Annotated in this window: 23 protein-coding genes, 2 tRNA genes and 1 pseudogene; 23 read left to right on the top strand and 3 right to left on the bottom strand. The window is 33.8% G+C overall.

Annotated features, from left to right (window positions below; genetic code table 11):
• Window positions 1–27: 27 nt before the first annotated feature.
• Both OM962_RS01520 and OM962_RS01515 read right to left on the bottom strand, forming a co-directional pair.
• A pseudogene (locus OM962_RS01520) lies at window positions 28–825 on the bottom strand (IS66 family transposase); the annotation flags it as partial.
• A gap of 49 nt (window positions 826–874) precedes the next feature.
• Window positions 875–3484 carry a hypothetical protein gene (locus OM962_RS01515; protein WP_264330583.1) on the bottom strand — a complete coding sequence of 870 codons (2610 nt, stop codon included), beginning with the start codon at window positions 3482–3484 and terminating at the stop codon, window positions 875–877.
• Between the two features lie 426 nt (window positions 3485–3910).
• Between OM962_RS01515 and fsa the strand changes: the two genes are divergently transcribed.
• Entirely contained in the window at window positions 3911–4552 is a 642-nt protein-coding gene (gene fsa, locus OM962_RS01510; RefSeq protein ID WP_264330582.1) for a fructose-6-phosphate aldolase, read from the top strand.
• A 157-nt stretch (window positions 4553–4709) separates the two neighbouring features.
• Complete coding sequence (tnpC, locus tag OM962_RS01505) at window positions 4710–6062, top strand: IS66 family transposase (protein ID WP_264330459.1); 1353 nt, start codon at window positions 4710–4712, stop codon at window positions 6060–6062.
• Between the two features lie 507 nt (window positions 6063–6569).
• On the opposite strand, the gene OM962_RS01500 is transcribed toward tnpC, so the two are convergent.
• On the bottom strand, window positions 6570–7037 hold the full coding sequence (locus OM962_RS01500; RefSeq protein ID WP_264330581.1) for a hypothetical protein: 468 nt from the start codon (window positions 7035–7037) through the stop codon (window positions 6570–6572).
• 149 nt (window positions 7038–7186) lie between these two features.
• Here OM962_RS01500 and carA point away from each other — a divergent pair, with 149 nt between their 5' ends.
• From carA to rplF, 21 genes are all read left to right on the top strand, one after another.
• On the top strand, window positions 7187–8275 hold the full coding sequence (carA, locus tag OM962_RS01495) for a glutamine-hydrolyzing carbamoyl-phosphate synthase small subunit (protein ID WP_264330580.1): 1089 nt from the start codon (window positions 7187–7189) through the stop codon (window positions 8273–8275).
• Between the two features lie 109 nt (window positions 8276–8384).
• Window positions 8385–8466 (top strand) — tRNA-Tyr (locus tag OM962_RS01490).
• 4 nt (window positions 8467–8470) lie between these two features.
• Window positions 8471–8541 (top strand) — tRNA-Gly (locus OM962_RS01485).
• A 78-nt stretch (window positions 8542–8619) separates the two neighbouring features.
• Window positions 8620–9792 carry an elongation factor Tu gene (gene tuf, locus OM962_RS01480; protein ID WP_007301992.1) on the top strand — a complete coding sequence of 391 codons (1173 nt, stop codon included), beginning with the start codon at window positions 8620–8622 and terminating at the stop codon, window positions 9790–9792.
• Between the two features lie 14 nt (window positions 9793–9806).
• Window positions 9807–10127, top strand: a complete 321-nt coding sequence (gene rpsJ / locus OM962_RS01475) for a 30S ribosomal protein S10 (protein WP_012482004.1) — start codon at window positions 9807–9809, stop codon at window positions 10125–10127.
• A 9-nt stretch (window positions 10128–10136) separates the two neighbouring features.
• Entirely contained in the window at window positions 10137–10859 is a 723-nt protein-coding gene (gene rplC / locus OM962_RS01470; RefSeq protein ID WP_012482005.1) for a 50S ribosomal protein L3, read from the top strand.
• 2 nt (window positions 10860–10861) lie between these two features.
• Entirely contained in the window at window positions 10862–11476 is a 615-nt protein-coding gene (gene rplD, locus OM962_RS01465; protein ID WP_006012216.1) for a 50S ribosomal protein L4, read from the top strand.
• Entirely contained in the window at window positions 11473–11760 is a 288-nt protein-coding gene (locus tag OM962_RS01460; RefSeq protein ID WP_264330579.1) for a 50S ribosomal protein L23, read from the top strand. The genes rplD and OM962_RS01460 overlap by 4 nt, the downstream gene beginning before the upstream one ends.
• Before the next feature lies 1 nt (window position 11761).
• Window positions 11762–12586 carry a 50S ribosomal protein L2 gene (gene rplB / locus OM962_RS01455; RefSeq protein ID WP_264330578.1) on the top strand — a complete coding sequence of 275 codons (825 nt, stop codon included), beginning with the start codon at window positions 11762–11764 and terminating at the stop codon, window positions 12584–12586.
• Between the two features lie 3 nt (window positions 12587–12589).
• On the top strand, window positions 12590–12874 hold the full coding sequence (gene rpsS / locus OM962_RS01450) for a 30S ribosomal protein S19 (protein WP_017532489.1): 285 nt from the start codon (window positions 12590–12592) through the stop codon (window positions 12872–12874).
• A gap of 9 nt (window positions 12875–12883) precedes the next feature.
• Window positions 12884–13234, top strand: a complete 351-nt coding sequence (gene rplV / locus OM962_RS01445; protein WP_006012227.1) for a 50S ribosomal protein L22 — start codon at window positions 12884–12886, stop codon at window positions 13232–13234.
• A 39-nt stretch (window positions 13235–13273) separates the two neighbouring features.
• Entirely contained in the window at window positions 13274–13894 is a 621-nt protein-coding gene (gene rpsC / locus OM962_RS01440) for a 30S ribosomal protein S3 (protein ID WP_264330577.1), read from the top strand.
• Window positions 13895–13905: 11 nt separating this feature from the next.
• On the top strand, window positions 13906–14319 hold the full coding sequence (gene rplP / locus OM962_RS01435; RefSeq protein WP_006012233.1) for a 50S ribosomal protein L16: 414 nt from the start codon (window positions 13906–13908) through the stop codon (window positions 14317–14319).
• Between the two features lie 11 nt (window positions 14320–14330).
• Window positions 14331–14534, top strand: coding sequence for a 50S ribosomal protein L29 (rpmC, locus tag OM962_RS01430; RefSeq protein WP_007302540.1), 204 nt, complete (start codon window positions 14331–14333; stop codon window positions 14532–14534).
• Window positions 14527–14757, top strand: a complete 231-nt coding sequence (rpsQ, locus tag OM962_RS01425) for a 30S ribosomal protein S17 (RefSeq protein WP_010404696.1) — start codon at window positions 14527–14529, stop codon at window positions 14755–14757. Before rpmC ends, rpsQ begins: the two co-directional genes overlap by 8 nt.
• 18 nt (window positions 14758–14775) lie before the next feature.
• Window positions 14776–15135 carry a 50S ribosomal protein L14 gene (gene rplN, locus OM962_RS01420; protein ID WP_006012242.1) on the top strand — a complete coding sequence of 120 codons (360 nt, stop codon included), beginning with the start codon at window positions 14776–14778 and terminating at the stop codon, window positions 15133–15135.
• Window positions 15135–15452 carry a 50S ribosomal protein L24 gene (rplX, locus tag OM962_RS01415; protein ID WP_010404700.1) on the top strand — a complete coding sequence of 106 codons (318 nt, stop codon included), beginning with the start codon at window positions 15135–15137 and terminating at the stop codon, window positions 15450–15452. The genes rplN and rplX overlap by 1 nt, the downstream gene beginning before the upstream one ends.
• A 6-nt stretch (window positions 15453–15458) precedes the next feature.
• Window positions 15459–15995, top strand: a complete 537-nt coding sequence (gene rplE / locus OM962_RS01410; RefSeq protein WP_264330576.1) for a 50S ribosomal protein L5 — start codon at window positions 15459–15461, stop codon at window positions 15993–15995.
• A 12-nt stretch (window positions 15996–16007) separates the two neighbouring features.
• On the top strand, window positions 16008–16316 hold the full coding sequence (gene rpsN, locus OM962_RS01405; RefSeq protein WP_264330575.1) for a 30S ribosomal protein S14: 309 nt from the start codon (window positions 16008–16010) through the stop codon (window positions 16314–16316).
• A gap of 22 nt (window positions 16317–16338) precedes the next feature.
• Window positions 16339–16734, top strand: a complete 396-nt coding sequence (rpsH, locus tag OM962_RS01400) for a 30S ribosomal protein S8 (protein ID WP_006012252.1) — start codon at window positions 16339–16341, stop codon at window positions 16732–16734.
• Window positions 16735–16750: 16 nt separating this feature from the next.
• A complete protein-coding gene (gene rplF / locus OM962_RS01395; RefSeq protein ID WP_010404706.1) occupies window positions 16751–17296 on the top strand; it encodes a 50S ribosomal protein L6 in 546 nt (181 codons plus the stop codon).
• The last annotated feature ends 1 nt before the right edge of the window (window position 17297 follow it).

Below are 17297 nucleotides of genomic sequence, written 5' to 3'. Positions count from 1 at the left end.
TTTGACACACTTTTTTGAACGTTCCCCACTATTCTTTAAAAATTTCATTCCTCTTGTATCTGCTAACTTCATAAGACTTGCTTTATTGTTGGCAAACATCCAGCACCATCCCAATTTGCCTTTGTTGTAGTGACTGGTTTCATCAATATGCAAAATTTCGCTTGCTTTTATTTCTTCCTCTATTTGTTCATAGGCTTCTTTACATTTTGACGAAACCCTTGCTTCACTATTGGACACACTACCAACACTTATACTCATGTTAAAGATGTCTTTCATAATATTCGCTATTTCTCGCTTTGAATTCTTATAAAACCCACTTAGTGATGCAACTACTGACTTAACTCTAGGACCAAAGGTATCCGGTGTAACTCCTTCTGGTAATTTGCTACTCCTTCTTTTTCCGCATTTACGACAGCGACCATGTTCTAATTGATACTCAACTACGTAAGGCTTAATTTCTGGTAAATCAACTTTTTGATAGACATATGGTTTTTCCGATATTGCGATTTCTTCACCACACTCGCATCTATTTGGTAACTCTACCTTCACCACCTCATCTGCTTCCATTTTAGCTCGGCAATTCCCCTTATGTCCAACTTGACCACCTATCTTCCTGCCGCCCTCTGACTTATCTTCTGGTGTGTCTTTTTTTATTTTGTACAGCTCTTTTGAACTTGGTAAAGATGAATTCCTTGAGTTTAAGCCGAGTCTCTCTCTTAGTTCAGCATTCTCTATTTCTAAGATTTTATTTTTTTCTTCAAGCTTTGCTACTTTCTGCTCTAAGTTTTTACATAACTCTACAATACTGATCAACAATTGAAGCATCTAGCCTTACTTTACTATCAACATTTTGTGTTATTACTACTTTAATATATTATGTCAATTGTTTTTTATCCTTGCCACACCTCTGAACGGATACGATTAAGTCTAGAAGTGAATTACAGTGATCGCTATGAAATGCGCTATCAAGGCTTAAAGACCTAGGTTTTTTTTCTGAATCATCAATTTCCTCTGTAAGCTGGTAAAACATTTTTGAATTATTATCAAAAACTTCCTTTTTATTAACAAGTACTTTATCAATTACTGGACTTAACAGTTCTACTTCGTTATTTAAGTATTGTACTTTATCGTTTAGCTCTTTTTTTTCTCTTATTAATCTTTCAATCTCATCTTCATATTCTTTAAACTTTAATTCCAGTGATGGACGGTACTTATTAACTATTTCTTCTTCTATCTCCTGCCGTAATTGCCCTCTTATTGTCTCGATCTGCTCATCTTTAAGCTCTAGCTCGTTCTTTAACGTTTCAAAATCCCACGTTAGCTGATCTGCCTCTTGTTCATCAGATTCCAAATGTGCGTTATGCTCATTTTCTAAATTTTGTATTTGAGATTTATAACTCGCTATACACTTATCCCTTGCACTTATCATGTGTTCTGCTTCCTCTATCTCTTCCTCTTTTTTTTCAAACTGGTTCAATTTACCTTGTAGTTTCTCTTGTTCTGCATTAGCAGTTTTTAGCTTTTCCTTCAGTTCTTCTACCTTTTCTTCCAGTTCCTTATTTTTTCCATAAATTTCTTGAATTTTCTGCTCTTGCTCCTTATTGAGCTGGATTATTCGCTCATCTGTTTTACTCATTTCTTTCTCAAGTCTTTGTTCCTTTTCTTTACACTCAACTTGTAAATCATTGCACTGTTCCTCCAATTCCTCAATTTTTTGCTTAGCCTCCACGAGTTCTTGTTCTAATTTTATTTGCTTTACTGCATAATTACTTAATGTTTGATTTGCTTCTTCCAATAATGATAACTCTCCTTTCAAATCTGATATTTGCTGTTCACTGCTTTCTTTTGTACTATTAATATGGAGTTCTAATTGATCAAGTTTGTCTTTAAAACTATACTTTTTCTCTCTTAGTTGATTTAATTCCTCGTGCAATTTTCTTAACTCGCTTATCAACTCTTCTTTTCCTGCATTGGCAATTTCCAACTTTTTCTTCAGGTCTTTCTTTTCTTCATGTGCACCTTTAAGTTCTTGCGCTCTTTCTTGCAGCTCTGTTGATATATTTGCTAGTTTTTCATCTTTTTGTGTCAGTTCAGTTTGTAATTTTGCATTTTTTTGCTTTTCTTCTCCAAGTTTATCCTGTAAATCACTATTGTGCTTTTCTAACTCTTCAAGTTCTTGTTCAGCGTTGTCGAACCTATATTGTAAATTGTTCCTCAGTTCATTTAATTCTCTAATTTCTTGTTCAGCTTTTGTAAGCTTTTGATCTAGTTGTTGTGAGTTAACTTCTGTCTGAGTTTCAGTTTCTTGAGAGCCAATTCCTGTTTGAGTTTCAACGTGCTGCACAGCAACCTCTGTCTGAGTTTCAGTGTGCTGTAAATTAACTTCTATTTGAGTTGCAACCTCTTGTAAGTTCTGAGCTCCAGCCTGTTGAGAGGCAATTTCTGTTTGAGTTTCAATGTGTTGCACAGCAATTTCTGTCTGAATTGTAGCCTCTTGTAAATTAACCTTTGTTTGAGTTTCAGTTTCTTGAGAGCTAATTTCCGCTTGAGTTTCAACGTGCTGCACAGCAACCTCTATCTGAGTTTCAGTGTGCTGTGAATTAACTTCTGTTTGAGTTGCAATTGCCTGAGTTGCAATCTGCTGTGGATTAACCTCTGATACATTGTTGCTAGTGAAAGAAAGAATAGGATTGCTTTTAGCATCATTTTCAAGATCTTTCATCTTTTCATCTTTATTGATTACGATATGTTCATTATTTTGCAGATTAATAACAGCTGGAGCATCTTTATTCTTCTCCAATAATGCTTTGACAGCGTCATGTAGAGAGAGACCTTGAATATATAATTCTTCATTTTGTCTTATTAATTCCAAAAACTCCTTAGATGAAGATTCAAAATCTTTACCATTAAACTTTAGTACTTCAGTTATACCAGCACTACTTACATTCATAACCATAGTACAGGTAAAAGTTTTCCCATCCTTGTCCTGCACAGGCCAAGTGCTTGTCATTTCATAATATGCACCCTCTTTAAATTCATAATGTCTTTCCTTATCTTTTCGATAAGCGTATATGTCATGCTTTTTATTGCAATAAATATTCAATGTGCTAATATCCCTTTCTTGCTGTAAGATATCACTGATTCTTATTGGCTCACTTCTATTGTAATTAATAAGATTAATGTTTAACACTTTATCAGAATTGTTAGTTTCTACATAAAAAGCTCGAAGGTTTATGTCTTTGTCTCTAAAATACTTACTTACAGCTTTTTTTGCCTGATTTGCTAATTCTATAAAGTTTTTTTTAAAGCTCTTGTTGAAAGATAGATCTATATATGCTTGCTTAAAATTTTCATCATTTGTTAAATCCATGAGCAAGTCATAAACCTCCCATTTTTCCTGACAATGTTCTTCTAAAACAGTAATGCTATTTTTTCTTTTCAGCTCTGCTAATATGTTTTTCAATGTCGGGAAATTTGTTGACATAGTATACCCCCTGTTACTATTGTTCTGATAATATATTTACTTTAGGAGTGATTAAGCTATCAAAACTCCTTTTATATTAACCTTTTTAATTGAATTTAATTGCGAGCGTTAAACTCGACCTTAGTCGTTTTGTTTATTGTTCCTCACTACCTATTTATGTTACTATACTAATAGTAGCACTAAGTTTTAGGCTATGCAAGAATTTCTATTGGACGTAAAGCTAGTAAACTTCAGAAATTGGTTATGCTAATTATGTTAATAAAATGCAACCAATTCATGTTTATTACCAGAGGTATACTGTGTCTCAATTCAATATTTTCTTTCCTAACAGACTTAGAATTGAGTTGAGTTAAAAATCCGATTTTATTTAACACTTTCCAAAGATGACAATATTTTGTAAAAATAGGTTTTGAACAGGATAATAATATGGAAATTTTTCTTGATAGTGTTGATTTAAATGAAATTAAGGAGCTAAAAGAGTTCATTGATGGAATAACAACTAATCCTTCTTTAATAGCAAAGTCTGGGCATAAGGACAAATACGAAGATTTAGTAAGTGAAATATGCTCTATTATAAAAGGGCCTGTTAGTGTTGAAGTTGTTGCAGATAGCCATGAAGAGATGATTAAAGAAGGCCTTAAGTTAGCGAAAATTGCTAGTAATATCGTAGTAAAGTTGCCCCTTACACATGAAGGATTAATTTCTTGTAAAAAGTTGTGGACAGAACATAAAATACCTGCTAATATCACATTATGTTTTTCTCCTGGACAAGCACTGTTTGCCGCTAAGGCCGGTGCTTGTTTTATTTCTCCCTTTGTTGGTCGCCTTGATGATATAAGCTATGATGGCTTATCGCTAATAGAAGATATATGCACTATATATTCTAATTATAATTTTAAGACAAAAGTTCTTGTTGCATCAGTAAGAAGTCCAGCGCATGTAATAGAAGCTGCACGACTTGGTGCTCATTCAATTACTGTGCCAGCAAAAATACTTAGACAGTTAATTAATCATCCACTTACTGATCAAGGGCTCGCAATATTTGAAAAAGACTGGGGCGTAAAGTAATACATGATATTGCTATAAAATATAATATAAAAAGGACATAGGTACCATCTGGTATCCGTTCAGAGGTGTGGCAAGGATAAAAAACAATTGACATAATATATTAAAGTAGTAATAACACAAAATGTTGATAGTAAAGTAAGGCTAGATGCTTCAATTGTTGATCAGTATTGTAGAGTTATGTAAAAACTTAGAGCAGAAAGTAGCAAAGATTGAAGAAAAAAATAAAATCTTAGAAATAGAGAATGCTGAACTAAGAGAGAGACTCGGCTTAAACTCAAGGAATTCATCTTTACCAAGTTCAAAAGAGCTGTACAAAATAAAAAAAGACACACCAGAAGATAAGTCAGAGGGCGGCAGGAAGATAGGTGGTCAAGTTGGACATAAGGGGAATTGCCGAGCTAAAATGGAAGCAGATGAGGTGGTGAAGGTAGAGTTACCAAATAGATGCGAGTGTGGTGAAGAAATCGCAATATCGGAAAAACCATATGTCTATCAAAAAGTTGATTTACCAGAAATTAAGCCTTACGTAGTTGAGTATCAATTAGAACATGGTCGCTGTCGTAAATGCGGAAAAAGAAGGAGTAGCAAATTACCAGAAGGAGTTACACCGGATACCTTTGGTCCTAGAGTTAAGTCAGTAGTTGCATCACTAAGTGGGTTTTATAAGAATTCAAAGCGAGAAATAGCGAATATTATGAAAGACATCTTTAACATGAGTATAAGTGTTGGTAGTGTGTCCAATAGTGAAGCAAGGGTTTCGTCAAAATGTAAAGAAGCCTATGAACAAATAGAGGAAGAAATAAAAGCAAGCGAAATTTTGCATATTGATGAAACCAGTCACTACAACAAAGGCAAATTGGGATGGTGCTGGATGTTTGCCAACAATAAAGCAAGTCTTATGAAGTTAGCAGATACAAGAGGAATGAAATTTTTAAAGAATAGTGCATTTTGTGATTACAAAAACCTGGTAATTACTGACAGATATGCAGTTTACAACCACTTCAGTGATGAAAAACGACAAATTTGTTGGGCTCACTTATTGAGAAATTTCGAGAGGTTATCTCATAGTTGGAATAGTGAAGTAATGAGACTTGGCCATTGTTTAAAAGACGCAGCTAATGGATTGTTTGTATTAAAAAACGCTTTGTCAGAAAATGAAATTAGTATTTCAAAGTTCACTAAGCAAGCTAAAGAATTACGAAGATACATACAGTACTGCATGATAAAAATATCTTATATACTTGAAGCAAAAGGAGCTTCACGAACGGTAAAGGGTATTATAAAATCCGAGTCAATGATGTGGACATTTTTGGATGACCCAGAGAATATTCCATTAACGAATAACCATGTTGAGCGACAGATACGGCATTATGTTGTCTATCGTAAGAATTCATATTTTGCACAGTCAGAGCGAGGGAATAGATTTCTTGAGCGGATAATTTCGTTGTATCTGACTTGGAAACAAAAGGAATTAAACCCTTTTCAAAACCTGCTAGCTGTTGTTTCTTAAACCACACCTCTGAACGGATACACCATCTGTCCCTTAAAGACATGCAGGTTAATGATATGCGTAATTCAGAATTTTAAACATAATGATCCTTCTGTTAATAAAAAAAGATTCAGAAAAATGTATACAGCTACGACCGAAGTATAGCTAAAATATATTTTAACTGAAGATTATAGATTAATTGAATTGAAAAGCCTGCAGACGAAGATAGATTCCAAGCTCTAGAACACCTTCATTACGAATAGTAAAAAGACTATCAGAACTTGTCAAGTAATTTTTTATCGTAATTTTATGAACATGACGTACATCTGTATAGAGATTGAATATGTCATTTAGGTAGCCTCTTTGTTGTCATTCCAGTACTGAAATCCAGTTAGATTTGCGAGTATAAAAGTAATACAACATTTTTGATGATGGAAGCCATTACTAGGATGACAAGAAAGGAAGTACTGGTTTCAGTTTTTGTACGTTAGCCATGTATCTCAAATTTAATTATTTATAAATAAAAGATCACACTCCTTGGCTTTGTGATAGAATAAGTTTTTCAATGCTGTCTACACAAAACTCAGCCGTGTTGTTAGCTATTTCATCGAATTTATCATTTATATCCTTACCTATTTTTTCATCTTTAATATATTCATACAGAGCTAAAATAGCTATAGTTGAACATATTGCGATGAAACCAACTTTTGCTGTAATAAGTAATGATATCCCACCTGCAAGTATGGACACTGCTCCAATAGCTAGGTTTATAATTTTATTTTGTGTTGATTGATTCTCTTTATCCTCTAAAACGTTTGATATTGCTTTTGAGGCAATTTTTATTGCTATTGCTGTAGTTGAGATTATAACAAACATCATAGCTATTTTTGCTAAGAGAAAAATTGATGGTAGCATTATTACAAGAAACAGTGAAGCACCTCCTATAAATAACCATTTCTCATTTATTTTTTTAGACTGATCTGTATTATTAGGCATTGCAACCCTCCACTTTCATTAACAGTTTATTCATATAATATGAAACATGCGATAGTCAAGATGTTTTTGTGTGGAGAAGCTTGCGATTGAGTTTTGGCATGTTATTTAAAATTCTTATATAATATTAAATGAGTTTAAGAGAGAGTTAAATGCAGAATGCAGCTTTAGTTTTACAAGATGGCAAGTGCTTTTTGGGAAAATCGATAGGTAAAAAAGGTAAATGTATAGGTGAGGTTTGTTTTACCACTGGTATGACCGGGTATCAACATACTATAACCGATCCTTCTTTTGCTGATCAAATAATAGCGTTCACTTTTCCTCATATTGGTAATGTTGGAATAAATCACAAAGATAATGAAGGAGAAAAAGTTTTTGCAAGTGGTGTGATTATGCGTGAACTTTCTCCTATGTCTCACTCTTCTTCATATATTAGTTTAAATGATTGGTTGGAGAAAAATAATGTAGTTGGGATATCGGGAATTGATACTAGAGCTTTGACGAGATATTTGAGAAAACATGGATCTCAAAATGGAATGATATGTCCGTCAAGTGAGGCACATATATTAGATGAATTGAAGAAATACAAATCTGTAAATGGAATAGAAATAACTAAGAAAGTCAGTTTAAGTAATAACTTTCAAAGCGCTCTTAATGCAAAATATAGGGTTGTAATTGTTGATTTCGGTGTAAAAAATAGTATAATCTCACGCTTAGTAGAACTTGATTGTACGGTTGAATTAGTCAAACCAGATACAGGTTTTGCTCACAAAATATTAAGCATGAATCCAGATGGTATAGTGCTTTCAAATGGCCCTGGTGATCCACAAGAGATAGGAGAGAGTGTAATTTCAGAAATAGAAATTATTGTGAAATCTAAAATACCAGTTTTTGGTATATGCCTGGGCCATCAATTACTTGCAGTTACTTTGGGATCAAAGACTGTCAAGATGGATATTGGTCATCGAGGGAGTAATCATCCAGTTTATGATCTGGAGAGTAAAAAAGTTGAGATAACTAGCCAAAATCATGGTTTTGTTGTTGATTCAGCTTCTCTTCCAAGTAACGTTGAAGTTACTCATATTTCTCTATTTGATAATAGTGTAGAGGGGATAATGATAAAGGATTACCCAGTCTTTTCTACTCAATACCATCCAGAAGAAGCGCCAGGTACACATGATTCACATTATTTATTTGAGCGTTTTATTGACAATATTTTGTTATATAAAAGTAAAATCTAACTGAAATCAGTTAGATTAGCTTTTATTACTTGATCTTTTGGATTTGGATGTTTAATATTAGGAGTAATAAAACTTAAGTTAAGGTAGTGTTCTCTTAACAGATTTTTGTGGAGGAGTGACCGAGTGGTTAAAGGTAACAGACTGTAAATCTGTCCGCATTGCGTACGTAGGTTCGAATCCTACCTCCTCCATTGTGCGGGTATAGCTCAATGGTAGAGCTCTAGCCTTCCAAGCTAGTGACGTGGGTTCGATTCCCACTATCCGCTCTTTTTTTTGTTGTATTTATATAAAATCAACATATTATTTATTGATGTATTTGTATTTTAGGTAGAAGAGTTAAAATTATGACAGCGATAGTAGAAGCATTTGGAAAGCCGCATGTAAACGTGGGAACGATAGGACATGTGGATCATGGGAAGACAACGTTAACAGCGGCGATAACAAAGCATTATGGTAATTTTGTAGCATATGATCAAATAGATAAAGCGCCAGAAGAAAGAAAGAGAGGGATAACAATAGCAACAGCGCATGTTGAATATCAAACAGAAAAGAGACACTATGCACACGTTGATTGCCCTGGACATGCTGATTATGTAAAGAATATGATAGTAGGTGCAGCACAGATGGATGCAGCGATATTGGTAGTGTCAGGGGTTGATGGGCCGATGCCACAAACGAGAGAGCATATATTGCTGGCAAAACAGGTGGGTGTTGGATATATCGTGGTATATATAAATAAAGCTGATGTTGCTGATGCTGATATGATAGATTTGGTAGAAATGGAAGTGAGAGAGCTGCTGAGTAAGTATGGATTTCCAGGTGATGAAGTGCCTATGATAGTTGGGTCTGCGTTAAAAGCATTAGAGGATGATAGTAGTGAGTATGGAAAGAAATCAATAGATAAATTGATGGAGAAGTTAGATGAGTATGTGGCAGTACCTCCAAGGCCTATAGATTTGCCGTTTTTGTTGCCAATAGAAGATGTATTTTCAATATCGGGCCGAGGGACGGTAGTAACAGGAAGAATAGAGAAGGGGGAGATAAAGACAGGGGATGAGATAGAGATAATAGGTCTGAAAGCGACGCAAAAGACGATATGTACTGGTGTTGAGATGTTTAAGAAGTTGCTAGATAAGGGAAGTGCAGGACTCAATGTAGGAATACTACTAAGAGGAACAAAGAGAGAAGAAGTGGAGAGAGGGCAAGTATTGGCAAAACCAGGGACAATAACCCCGCATAAGAAATTTAATGCGGAGGTGTATATATTGAAGAAAGAAGAAGGAGGAAGGCATACACCATTTTTTGGAAATTATCAGCCACAGTTTTATTTAAGGACAACGGATGTAACTGGGAGCATAAAATTGCTAGATGGAAAGGAGATGGTAATGCCAGGGGACAATGTAAGTATAGAAGTGGAGTTGCAAGTACCAATAGCAATGGATAAAGGATTGCGTTTTGCGATAAGAGAAGGTGGTAGAACTGTTGGTTCTGGCGTTGTTTCGGAAATTTTAGAATGAGTATAATAACTAAGATGAAGCAAGATATATATATTAGAATCAAAGCTTTCGATTGTTCTTTATTGGAAAAGTGTATTCGCGAGTTTATTGATCAATTAAAGCAGTTTAATGCAGATTTATCTGGTCCGATTGCGTTGCCAAGAAAAGATTCTAAATTTACTGTTAATAGGTCTCCTCATGTTGATAAAAAATCTCGTGAGCAATTTGAAATGAGAATTTCTAAGCGGTTAATTATTGTGCATAATCCTACTTCTACTATGATGAAGATGCTTGCAGATTTATCTTTTTCTGCTGGTGTAGAAGTGGATTTAAAGGTTAAGGAAGTTAATATTTAGGAAAAGGAAATGAAGAGAATAAATTCGCTTAGGAGAATTGGTTTGTTAATGACGAATGTTGGCCATACTGCTATGTATTTTGATAATAGTCGCATGGCTGTAACCTTATTGCATCTCAGCGAAACTTATATTATCGATATAAAAGGACAAGATAAATGTGGCTACAATTCAGTCATTTTGGGCACAGGAGATTTAAAAAAAATAGCAAAACCTCAGTTGGAATATTTAAAGAAAAAGGGTATAAATAGTAAATGTAAATTATACGAAAGTAGATTAACTGATCTATTCGGAATAGAGTGTGGTAAAAAGGTGGGGGTTAATCATTTTGTAGTTGGTCAATATCTTGACATTACGGGTTATTCTTTAGGCAAAGGGTTTGCTGGTGTGATGAAGCGGCATAACTTCAGTGGGCTTAGGGCATCTCATGGTGTTTCTATTGCTCATAGATCACAAGGTTCTACTGGTCAATGTCAAGATCCTGGTAGAGTATTCAAGGGGAAGAAAATGGCTGGTCATTTAGGTAATAGCAGAGTAACTGTACAGAATATGAAAATATTATCCATTGATTATGAAAATAGCATAATTGCTGTAAAGGGTAATAATGTTCCTGGGTTTAAAAACTCTTATGTTTTTGTGAGAGATGCAGTTAAAAAGCCTTTACATAAAGATGTTCCTTTTCCAGTAGGTCTGCTGTTGAATATGAGTGATGATGCTAATAATTTGGTGAGTTAGTTATGGAATGTGAATTAGTTGATCTATCTAATAATAATGTAGGTAGTGTTGAGCTTAATCCCTTGATATTTTCTGCCAAGCAAAAATTGAGTATTTTGCATGATATAGTGAGATGGCAATTAGCAAAGAGAAGAGTTGGTGCTCATAAAACAAAGGGTATCAGTGATGTTTCTGGTACAACAGCTAAGCCGTATGGTCAAAAACGTACCGGTAGGGCGAGACAGGGGAGCTTGCGATCTCCTCAGTTTAGAGGTGGTGGAATTATTTTTGGTCCTGTTGTGAGGAGTCATGCTTATTCTCTTAATAAAAAGGTACGTAAATTTGGTTTGAAAATTGCTTTATCTCTAAAATATTTAAATAATCAAGTTATTGTTCTTGATAGTTTAAATGTTGATGTGAAGAAAACATCTAAAATGTGTGAATATATTAAAAATTTTAAATTTTCTTCTTTTTTAATAGTTGGTGATTATGGAGATGATTTGTTACGTGCTGCTAAAAATTTGCATTATGTAGATTTAATCAAACCTATTGGGTTAAATGTTTTTGATATATTGAATCATGAATGCGTGATGTTAACAAAAGACACTTTAAAGCATCTTGAAGGTAGATTGTTATGATTAAATATAATAATATAATAAAATCTCCTGTAATCACAGAAAAGGCTTCTCTTTTAAGAGAGAAGTTTAATAAATACTCTTTGTATGTTTTTGTAAATGTAAATAAGCGTCAAATAAAATCGGCAATAGAGTCTTTATTTAATGTCAGAATTTCTTCTATAAATGTTATTAGAGTTAAATCTAAATATAGACGTTTCAGGGGTGTGGTTGGTTGTAAAAAACAGAGAAAAAAGGTTTATTTTTCTTTGGTAGATGGTCAAAAATTAGATATAATGAGCGTTTAATATGGGTATGAAACTTTTTAATCCTGTTACTCCGTCTTCTCGTGGGACTATATTAATAAGTAAAATTGGTTTATCAAAAGATAAGCCGGAGAAGTCTCTTGTATTTGGTAAGAAATCCAGTGGTGGAAGAAATAATCATGGTAGAATTACAACTCGTCACAGGGGTGGTGGTCACAAGAAGAAGTATAGAGTTATAGATTTTAAACGTAATAGAAGTGATCAGGGTATAGTTGAGAAAATAGAGTATGATCCAAATAGAAGTGGGTTTTTAGCATTAGTATCATATAAGGAAGATGATACTAAATCTTATATATTAGCTCCTCAAGGTATGAAGCCTGGTGATGTTGTGACAGCTGGAGATGATGCTGATATTTTACCAGGGAATTGTTTACTACTCAAGCATATACCTGTTGGTTCTTTCGTTCATAATGTTGAGCTGAAGCCAGGTAATGGTGCTGCGATTGCTAGAGCTGCTGGTTGTTATGCACAAATCGTTGGTCGTGATGGTCAATATGTTTTATTACGACTCAGGTCTGGTCAAATTAGGTTGATTTTATCTTCTTGCAAGGCTACTATTGGTGTAGTATCTAACCATGACCATAAGAATAGAAAGTTGGGTAAAGCTGGGAGAAGTAGGTGGCTTGGGATTAGACCTACTGTACGTGGAGTTGCAATGAATCCGGTTGACCATCCTCATGGAGGTGGAGAGGGAAAAACTTCTGGTGGTCGTCATCCTGTTACTCCTTGGGGTGTTGCAACAAAAGGAAAGAAAACTAGGAAAAAAAATAAATCTAGTGATAAGTATATAAAAAAATTGAAAGGTTAATTTATGAGTAGATCTGTATGGAAACCACCTTTTTTACACCCATCTGTACTAAGATTAGTTCAGAGAACTTTAAAAGAGGGTTCTATTAATAAGGTGATAAAAATTCATTCCAGGGCTTCTGTAATTCTTCCTAATTGTTTGGGTTTAAAGTTTGCTGTTTATAATGGTAAAGATTACATTCCTGTTAGTGTTGATAATCAGAATATGATAGGTCATAAATTTGGTGAATTTTCACCTACTCGTAAATTTACTGGGCACGGTGGTGATAAAAAGGCAACAAGAAGATAGGTAATTTATATGAAAAATAGGGATATAATAGTTGAGGCTGGTTCTAGGGTTTTAAGATCGACTCCTCGCAAATTGAATTTGGTTGCTGATTTAGTACGTAATAAAAAAGTTTCTTTTGCTAATGTACAATTAAGATTTTGTGAAAAAAAAGCTGCTGGTTTTATAATGAAAGTGTTGAATTCTGCAATTTCTAATGCTCAAAATAATTATGGATTGAACATTGATAATTTATATATAAAGGAAATTTTAATAGGTAAGTCCCTTACTTTGCGTAGAGTATATCCAAAAGCTATGGGTAGGGCTAATAGAATGAGTAAATTTTATAGTAATATTACTATAAAATTGAAAGAAATTGTATGATTTATAGAAATGGAAAGTTAATAAGGAAAGTGTAAAAATATGGGACAGAAGGTTAATCCTAAAGTATTTAGATTACAAGTAAATAGTAATACCTGGGATTCTGTTTGGTGTGCTACAGACGATTATAAGCAGAGATTGCATCACGATCTATTTATTCGCAGTTATATAAATGAATCCTTTAAGCATGCTGGTATTTCTAAAGTAATTGTAGAGCGTACAGTTAATTTAGTGTCTGTAATAATACATTCTTCTAAGCCTGGAGTGATAATAGGTAAGAAAGGTTTAGATGTTGAGAAGATAAAGCAAAAAATAGCTAAAAAAGTAGAAAGTAGTGTCGAAGTGAATGTAGTAGGAGTTAAAAAGTCTGAAATAGATGCAGTTTTAATATCAAGGAGTATTACACATCAGCTAGAAAAAAGGATTTCATGTAGAAGGGCGATGAAAAAAGCTATTCAAAATTGTTTGAAGATGAGTGCTGAGGGTATTAAAGTAAGTTGCTCTGGGCGTCTTGGCGGAGCTGAAATAGCTCGTACTGAATGGTACAAAGAAGGTCGTTTGCCTTTACACACTTTGCGTGCTAATATAGATTATGCTTTTTGTGAAGCGAAGACTATATGTGGTATTATAGGAGTTAAAGTTTGGGTTTATGTTGGTAGTTAAGGTATATTGAAATGTTTGTTCCCAAAAAGAGTAAATATAAAAAGGTATTTAAGGGGAGAATCAAGGGTAATGCTAAGGGTGGTAGCACGCTGTCTTTTGGAGATTATGGATTAAAAGCTATGGAAGTAGGTAAGGTTCAGTCTAAACATATTGAAACTGCAAGGCGCGTAATATCTAGAACGTTAAAACGCTCTGGTAAAGTGTGGATAAGAATTTTTCCTGATACCCCGGTTAGTAAAAAGCCAGCAGATGTACGTATGGGTAAAGGGAAAGGTAGTGTTGAATTTTGGGTATTTAAAGCTAAGCCCGGTAGGGTTTTGTTTGAAATTAGTAGTGATGTTCCCATGCATTTAGCAAGATTGGCGCTTGAAAAAGCGACTGCTAAGCTTCCTATGAAGTGTAAATTTATATCTAATCATAATTGAATGGAGTTGCAATGGATATAGTTAAATTTGAATCAGAATCTTCACAAGGATTACATGAACTTCTTGTGAATTTGAGGAAAGAATTTGTTAATTTGGCTTTTCAAAAAAAGCTGGGCCAGTGCAACAATTTTTCGCGTTTTAGCTTAATAAGAAAGAGCATAGCTCGTAGTCTAACTGTATTAAATAGAAGAAAGAGAGAGGGAAAAAATGCCTAAGAAGGTTTTTTGTGGTGTCGTAACTAATGCTGAATCTGATAAGACTGTAAAGGTTTCGGTGTTACAAGTGTATAAGGATAGGCTGTATAAAAAAGTTATTAAAAAATACAAGAAGTATACAGCACATGATGAGAATAATAGTTGCAAAAAGGGAGATAGGGTTTTAATACAGGAACATAAGCCTATTTCTGTTACTAAAAAATGGGTTGTTATCAATAGCTAAAAAGGAATAGGTATTTATATGATTCAAAAAAATACATTGTTAGAAGTAGCTGATAATTCTGGTGCGCGTGCAGTCCTTTGTATTGGCTTGTTAGGTGGTAGGAAATCTGCATCTGTAGGTGATACGGTTATTATATCTACTAAGTCTATTAACCCAAAAGGTAAAGTTGAAAAAGGAAAAGTATATAAAGCAGTTGTTGTTAGAGTAAAAAATAGTGTTAAGAAATCTGATGGTTCTGTAATTCGTTTTTCTAGCAATGCTGTGGTTTTAATTAATGATCAAGGTGAACCACTTGGCACTCGGGTGTTTGGTCCAGTAAAAAAGTTATTATCTGGTTCTTTTATGAAAATAATGTCATTAGCTGATGAGGTTTTATAATGAGTGCTAAAATAAAAAGTGGTGATGATATTATAGTTTTAACTGGTAAAGATAAGAGAAAAATTGGTAAGGTAATCAAAGTTATAATACGTGATGCTAAAAAGAAAGTAGTTGTTTCTGGAGTAAATGTGTGTAAGAGACATACTAAACCAAGAGCTGGTAGTGGTGGTGGTATATTGAATAAAGAGTTAGCTATTGATGTATCCAATGTTGCAATATTGGATCCTAAGTGTAAAACTCCAACTAAAGTAGGATTTAAGATTATAGATGGTAGAAAAGTGCGTTTTGCAAAAGTTTCTGGAGAAGTGATAGATTAGGTTGATATGTTTAAACAATTGTATAAAGATAATATAGTAAAATCCTTAAAGGATAAGTTTAATTACGGCAATGTAATGCAAGTGCCTAAACTTGTCAAGGTGTGTATCAATATGGGTGTTGGAGATGCTGCTACGGACAATAAAGCGATAAATGAGCCACTTGATAATCTACATTTGATTGCTGGGCAAAAGCCTGTGTTAACCTTTGCAAAAAAATCTATTTCTGGTTTCAAAATTAGGAAAGGTGCAACTGTAGGTTGTAAAGTGACTTTGCGTAGAAATAAAATGTATGAATTCTTAGAAAGATTAATATATATTGCTTTGCCAAGGGAAAAAGATTTTAGAGGGTTTAGTGTGAAGCAATTTGATGGTCATGGTAATTTTTCCTTTGGTATCAAGGAGCATATATCATTTTTAGAAATAGACTATGATAAAATAAGTAAAATTAGAGGTATGGATATTAATATTATAACAAGTGCAGTTAGTGATAAGGAAGCAAAGGAATTATTACTGGCTCTTAAATTCCCTTTTTTTGATAATTGAGAGAAAATATATATGGCAAAAAAATCCATGATACAGAAGAATCTTCGTAGAATAAAGTTATGCGATCAGTATAGGGAGAGAAGGGAAGAATTAAAATCTATAATGAATAATAAGGATTTATCTATTGTAAAAAGATTTGCAGCTCAAAGTAAGCTGATTAAAAAATTGCCTAGAGATTCTTCTAAAATCAGAATTAGGAATAGATGCGCTTTAACTGGTAGGCCGAGAGGGGTATATAGAAAATTTGGTTTATGTAGGATTGTTTTACGTGATTTGTGTTCTTTTGGACAAGTTCCAGGGGTTACAAAATCTAGTTGGTAAATGTGATATAAGGAGTGTAATAGTGTCGTTATCTGATAGTATTGGTGATTTTTTAACAAGAATACGTAATGCTCAATTGGCAATGCATAGGGAAACAAGAGTCCTATTCTCGAAAGTGAATTCTTCTATATTGAAGATCTTAAAAGAGGAAGGGTATATTCTTAATTATAAAAAGCAAGAGAGTGATAGTGTCCCTTCGCTTGTTGTGCAGTTGAAGTATTATGATAAATCACCTGTGATTAATGATATAGCTAGGGTATCAAAGCCCGGTTGTCGTTATTATTCTAAGTGTAAGGACATTTCTAAAGCATATAATGGTCTTGGAATTTTTATTATATCTACGCCGAAAGGAGTGATGACCGATTATAATGCACGTAGATTAAAAGTTGGTGGAGAAGTTTTGTGTCGTGTATTTTAAATGATAGGAGAAATGTATGTCTCGTATAGGTGCTGCACCTATCAATATTCCTGCTGATCTTTCAGTTGAATATAATGATGGTAGGGTATTAATAAGAAGTGTTAGGGCAGAAAAAGAGCTGAACTTGTGTAGTGGCATTCTGTGTCAGATAGTTGATAATCAATTGTTACTTTCTGTTGATCAAGGCAGGGATGATTATGATAAAATAAAATCTATATGGGGCACTTATAGAAGTAATATTAATAACATGATTAACGGTATGGTTAATGATTTTTCTGTTGATCTTGAGATTAATGGTGTAGGGTATAAAGCAGAATGTGATGATAAGTATTTGACTTTATATCTTGGTTATAGTCATAATATTAAGTATAAAGTGCCTAAAGACGTTGAGATTAAGTGTATAAAGCCAACTCATTTAGTGATTCGCGGTATGGATAAGCAAAAAGTCTATATGGTGGCTTCTGATATATGCAAAATTAGAAAATATGATCCTTATAAAGGTAAGGGTATTGTAATAAAAGGCAAATTTATGCTGCGTAAGGTTGTAAATAAAAAGAAGTAAT

The organism is Wolbachia endosymbiont (group B) of Erebia ligea (genome assembly GCF_947179575.1).
GTDB classification, from domain to species: Bacteria; Pseudomonadota; Alphaproteobacteria; order Rickettsiales; family Anaplasmataceae; genus Wolbachia; species Wolbachia pipientis_C.
This window is presented reverse-complemented; position numbering and strand designations above follow the sequence as displayed.

Excerpts from the sequence above, each read along its gene's own strand:
- OM962_RS01515 (WP_264330583.1), bottom strand. The coding sequence starts at position 3,484 with ATGTCAACAAATTTCCCGACATTGAAAAACATATTAGCAGAGCTGAAA.
- fsa (WP_264330582.1), top strand. The coding sequence starts at position 3,911 with ATGGAAATTTTTCTTGATAGTGTTGATTTAAATGAAATTAAGGAGCTA.
- OM962_RS01500 (WP_264330581.1), bottom strand. The coding sequence starts at position 7,037 with ATGCCTAATAATACAGATCAGTCTAAAAAAATAAATGAGAAATGGTTA.
- carA (WP_264330580.1), top strand. The coding sequence starts at position 7,187 with ATGCAGAATGCAGCTTTAGTTTTACAAGATGGCAAGTGCTTTTTGGGA.
- tuf (WP_007301992.1), top strand. The coding sequence starts at position 8,620 with ATGACAGCGATAGTAGAAGCATTTGGAAAGCCGCATGTAAACGTGGGA.
- rpsJ (WP_012482004.1), top strand. The coding sequence starts at position 9,807 with ATGAAGCAAGATATATATATTAGAATCAAAGCTTTCGATTGTTCTTTA.
- rplC (WP_012482005.1), top strand. The coding sequence starts at position 10,137 with ATGAAGAGAATAAATTCGCTTAGGAGAATTGGTTTGTTAATGACGAAT.
- rplD (WP_006012216.1), top strand. The coding sequence starts at position 10,862 with ATGGAATGTGAATTAGTTGATCTATCTAATAATAATGTAGGTAGTGTT.
- OM962_RS01460 (WP_264330579.1), top strand. The coding sequence starts at position 11,473 with ATGATTAAATATAATAATATAATAAAATCTCCTGTAATCACAGAAAAG.
- rplB (WP_264330578.1), top strand. The coding sequence starts at position 11,762 with ATGGGTATGAAACTTTTTAATCCTGTTACTCCGTCTTCTCGTGGGACT.
- rpsS (WP_017532489.1), top strand. The coding sequence starts at position 12,590 with ATGAGTAGATCTGTATGGAAACCACCTTTTTTACACCCATCTGTACTA.
- rplV (WP_006012227.1), top strand. The coding sequence starts at position 12,884 with ATGAAAAATAGGGATATAATAGTTGAGGCTGGTTCTAGGGTTTTAAGA.
- rpsC (WP_264330577.1), top strand. The coding sequence starts at position 13,274 with ATGGGACAGAAGGTTAATCCTAAAGTATTTAGATTACAAGTAAATAGT.
- rplP (WP_006012233.1), top strand. The coding sequence starts at position 13,906 with ATGTTTGTTCCCAAAAAGAGTAAATATAAAAAGGTATTTAAGGGGAGA.
- rpmC (WP_007302540.1), top strand. The coding sequence starts at position 14,331 with ATGGATATAGTTAAATTTGAATCAGAATCTTCACAAGGATTACATGAA.
- rpsQ (WP_010404696.1), top strand. The coding sequence starts at position 14,527 with ATGCCTAAGAAGGTTTTTTGTGGTGTCGTAACTAATGCTGAATCTGAT.
- rplN (WP_006012242.1), top strand. The coding sequence starts at position 14,776 with ATGATTCAAAAAAATACATTGTTAGAAGTAGCTGATAATTCTGGTGCG.
- rplX (WP_010404700.1), top strand. The coding sequence starts at position 15,135 with ATGAGTGCTAAAATAAAAAGTGGTGATGATATTATAGTTTTAACTGGT.
- rplE (WP_264330576.1), top strand. The coding sequence starts at position 15,459 with ATGTTTAAACAATTGTATAAAGATAATATAGTAAAATCCTTAAAGGAT.
- rpsN (WP_264330575.1), top strand. The coding sequence starts at position 16,008 with ATGGCAAAAAAATCCATGATACAGAAGAATCTTCGTAGAATAAAGTTA.
- rplF (WP_010404706.1), top strand. The coding sequence starts at position 16,751 with ATGTCTCGTATAGGTGCTGCACCTATCAATATTCCTGCTGATCTTTCA.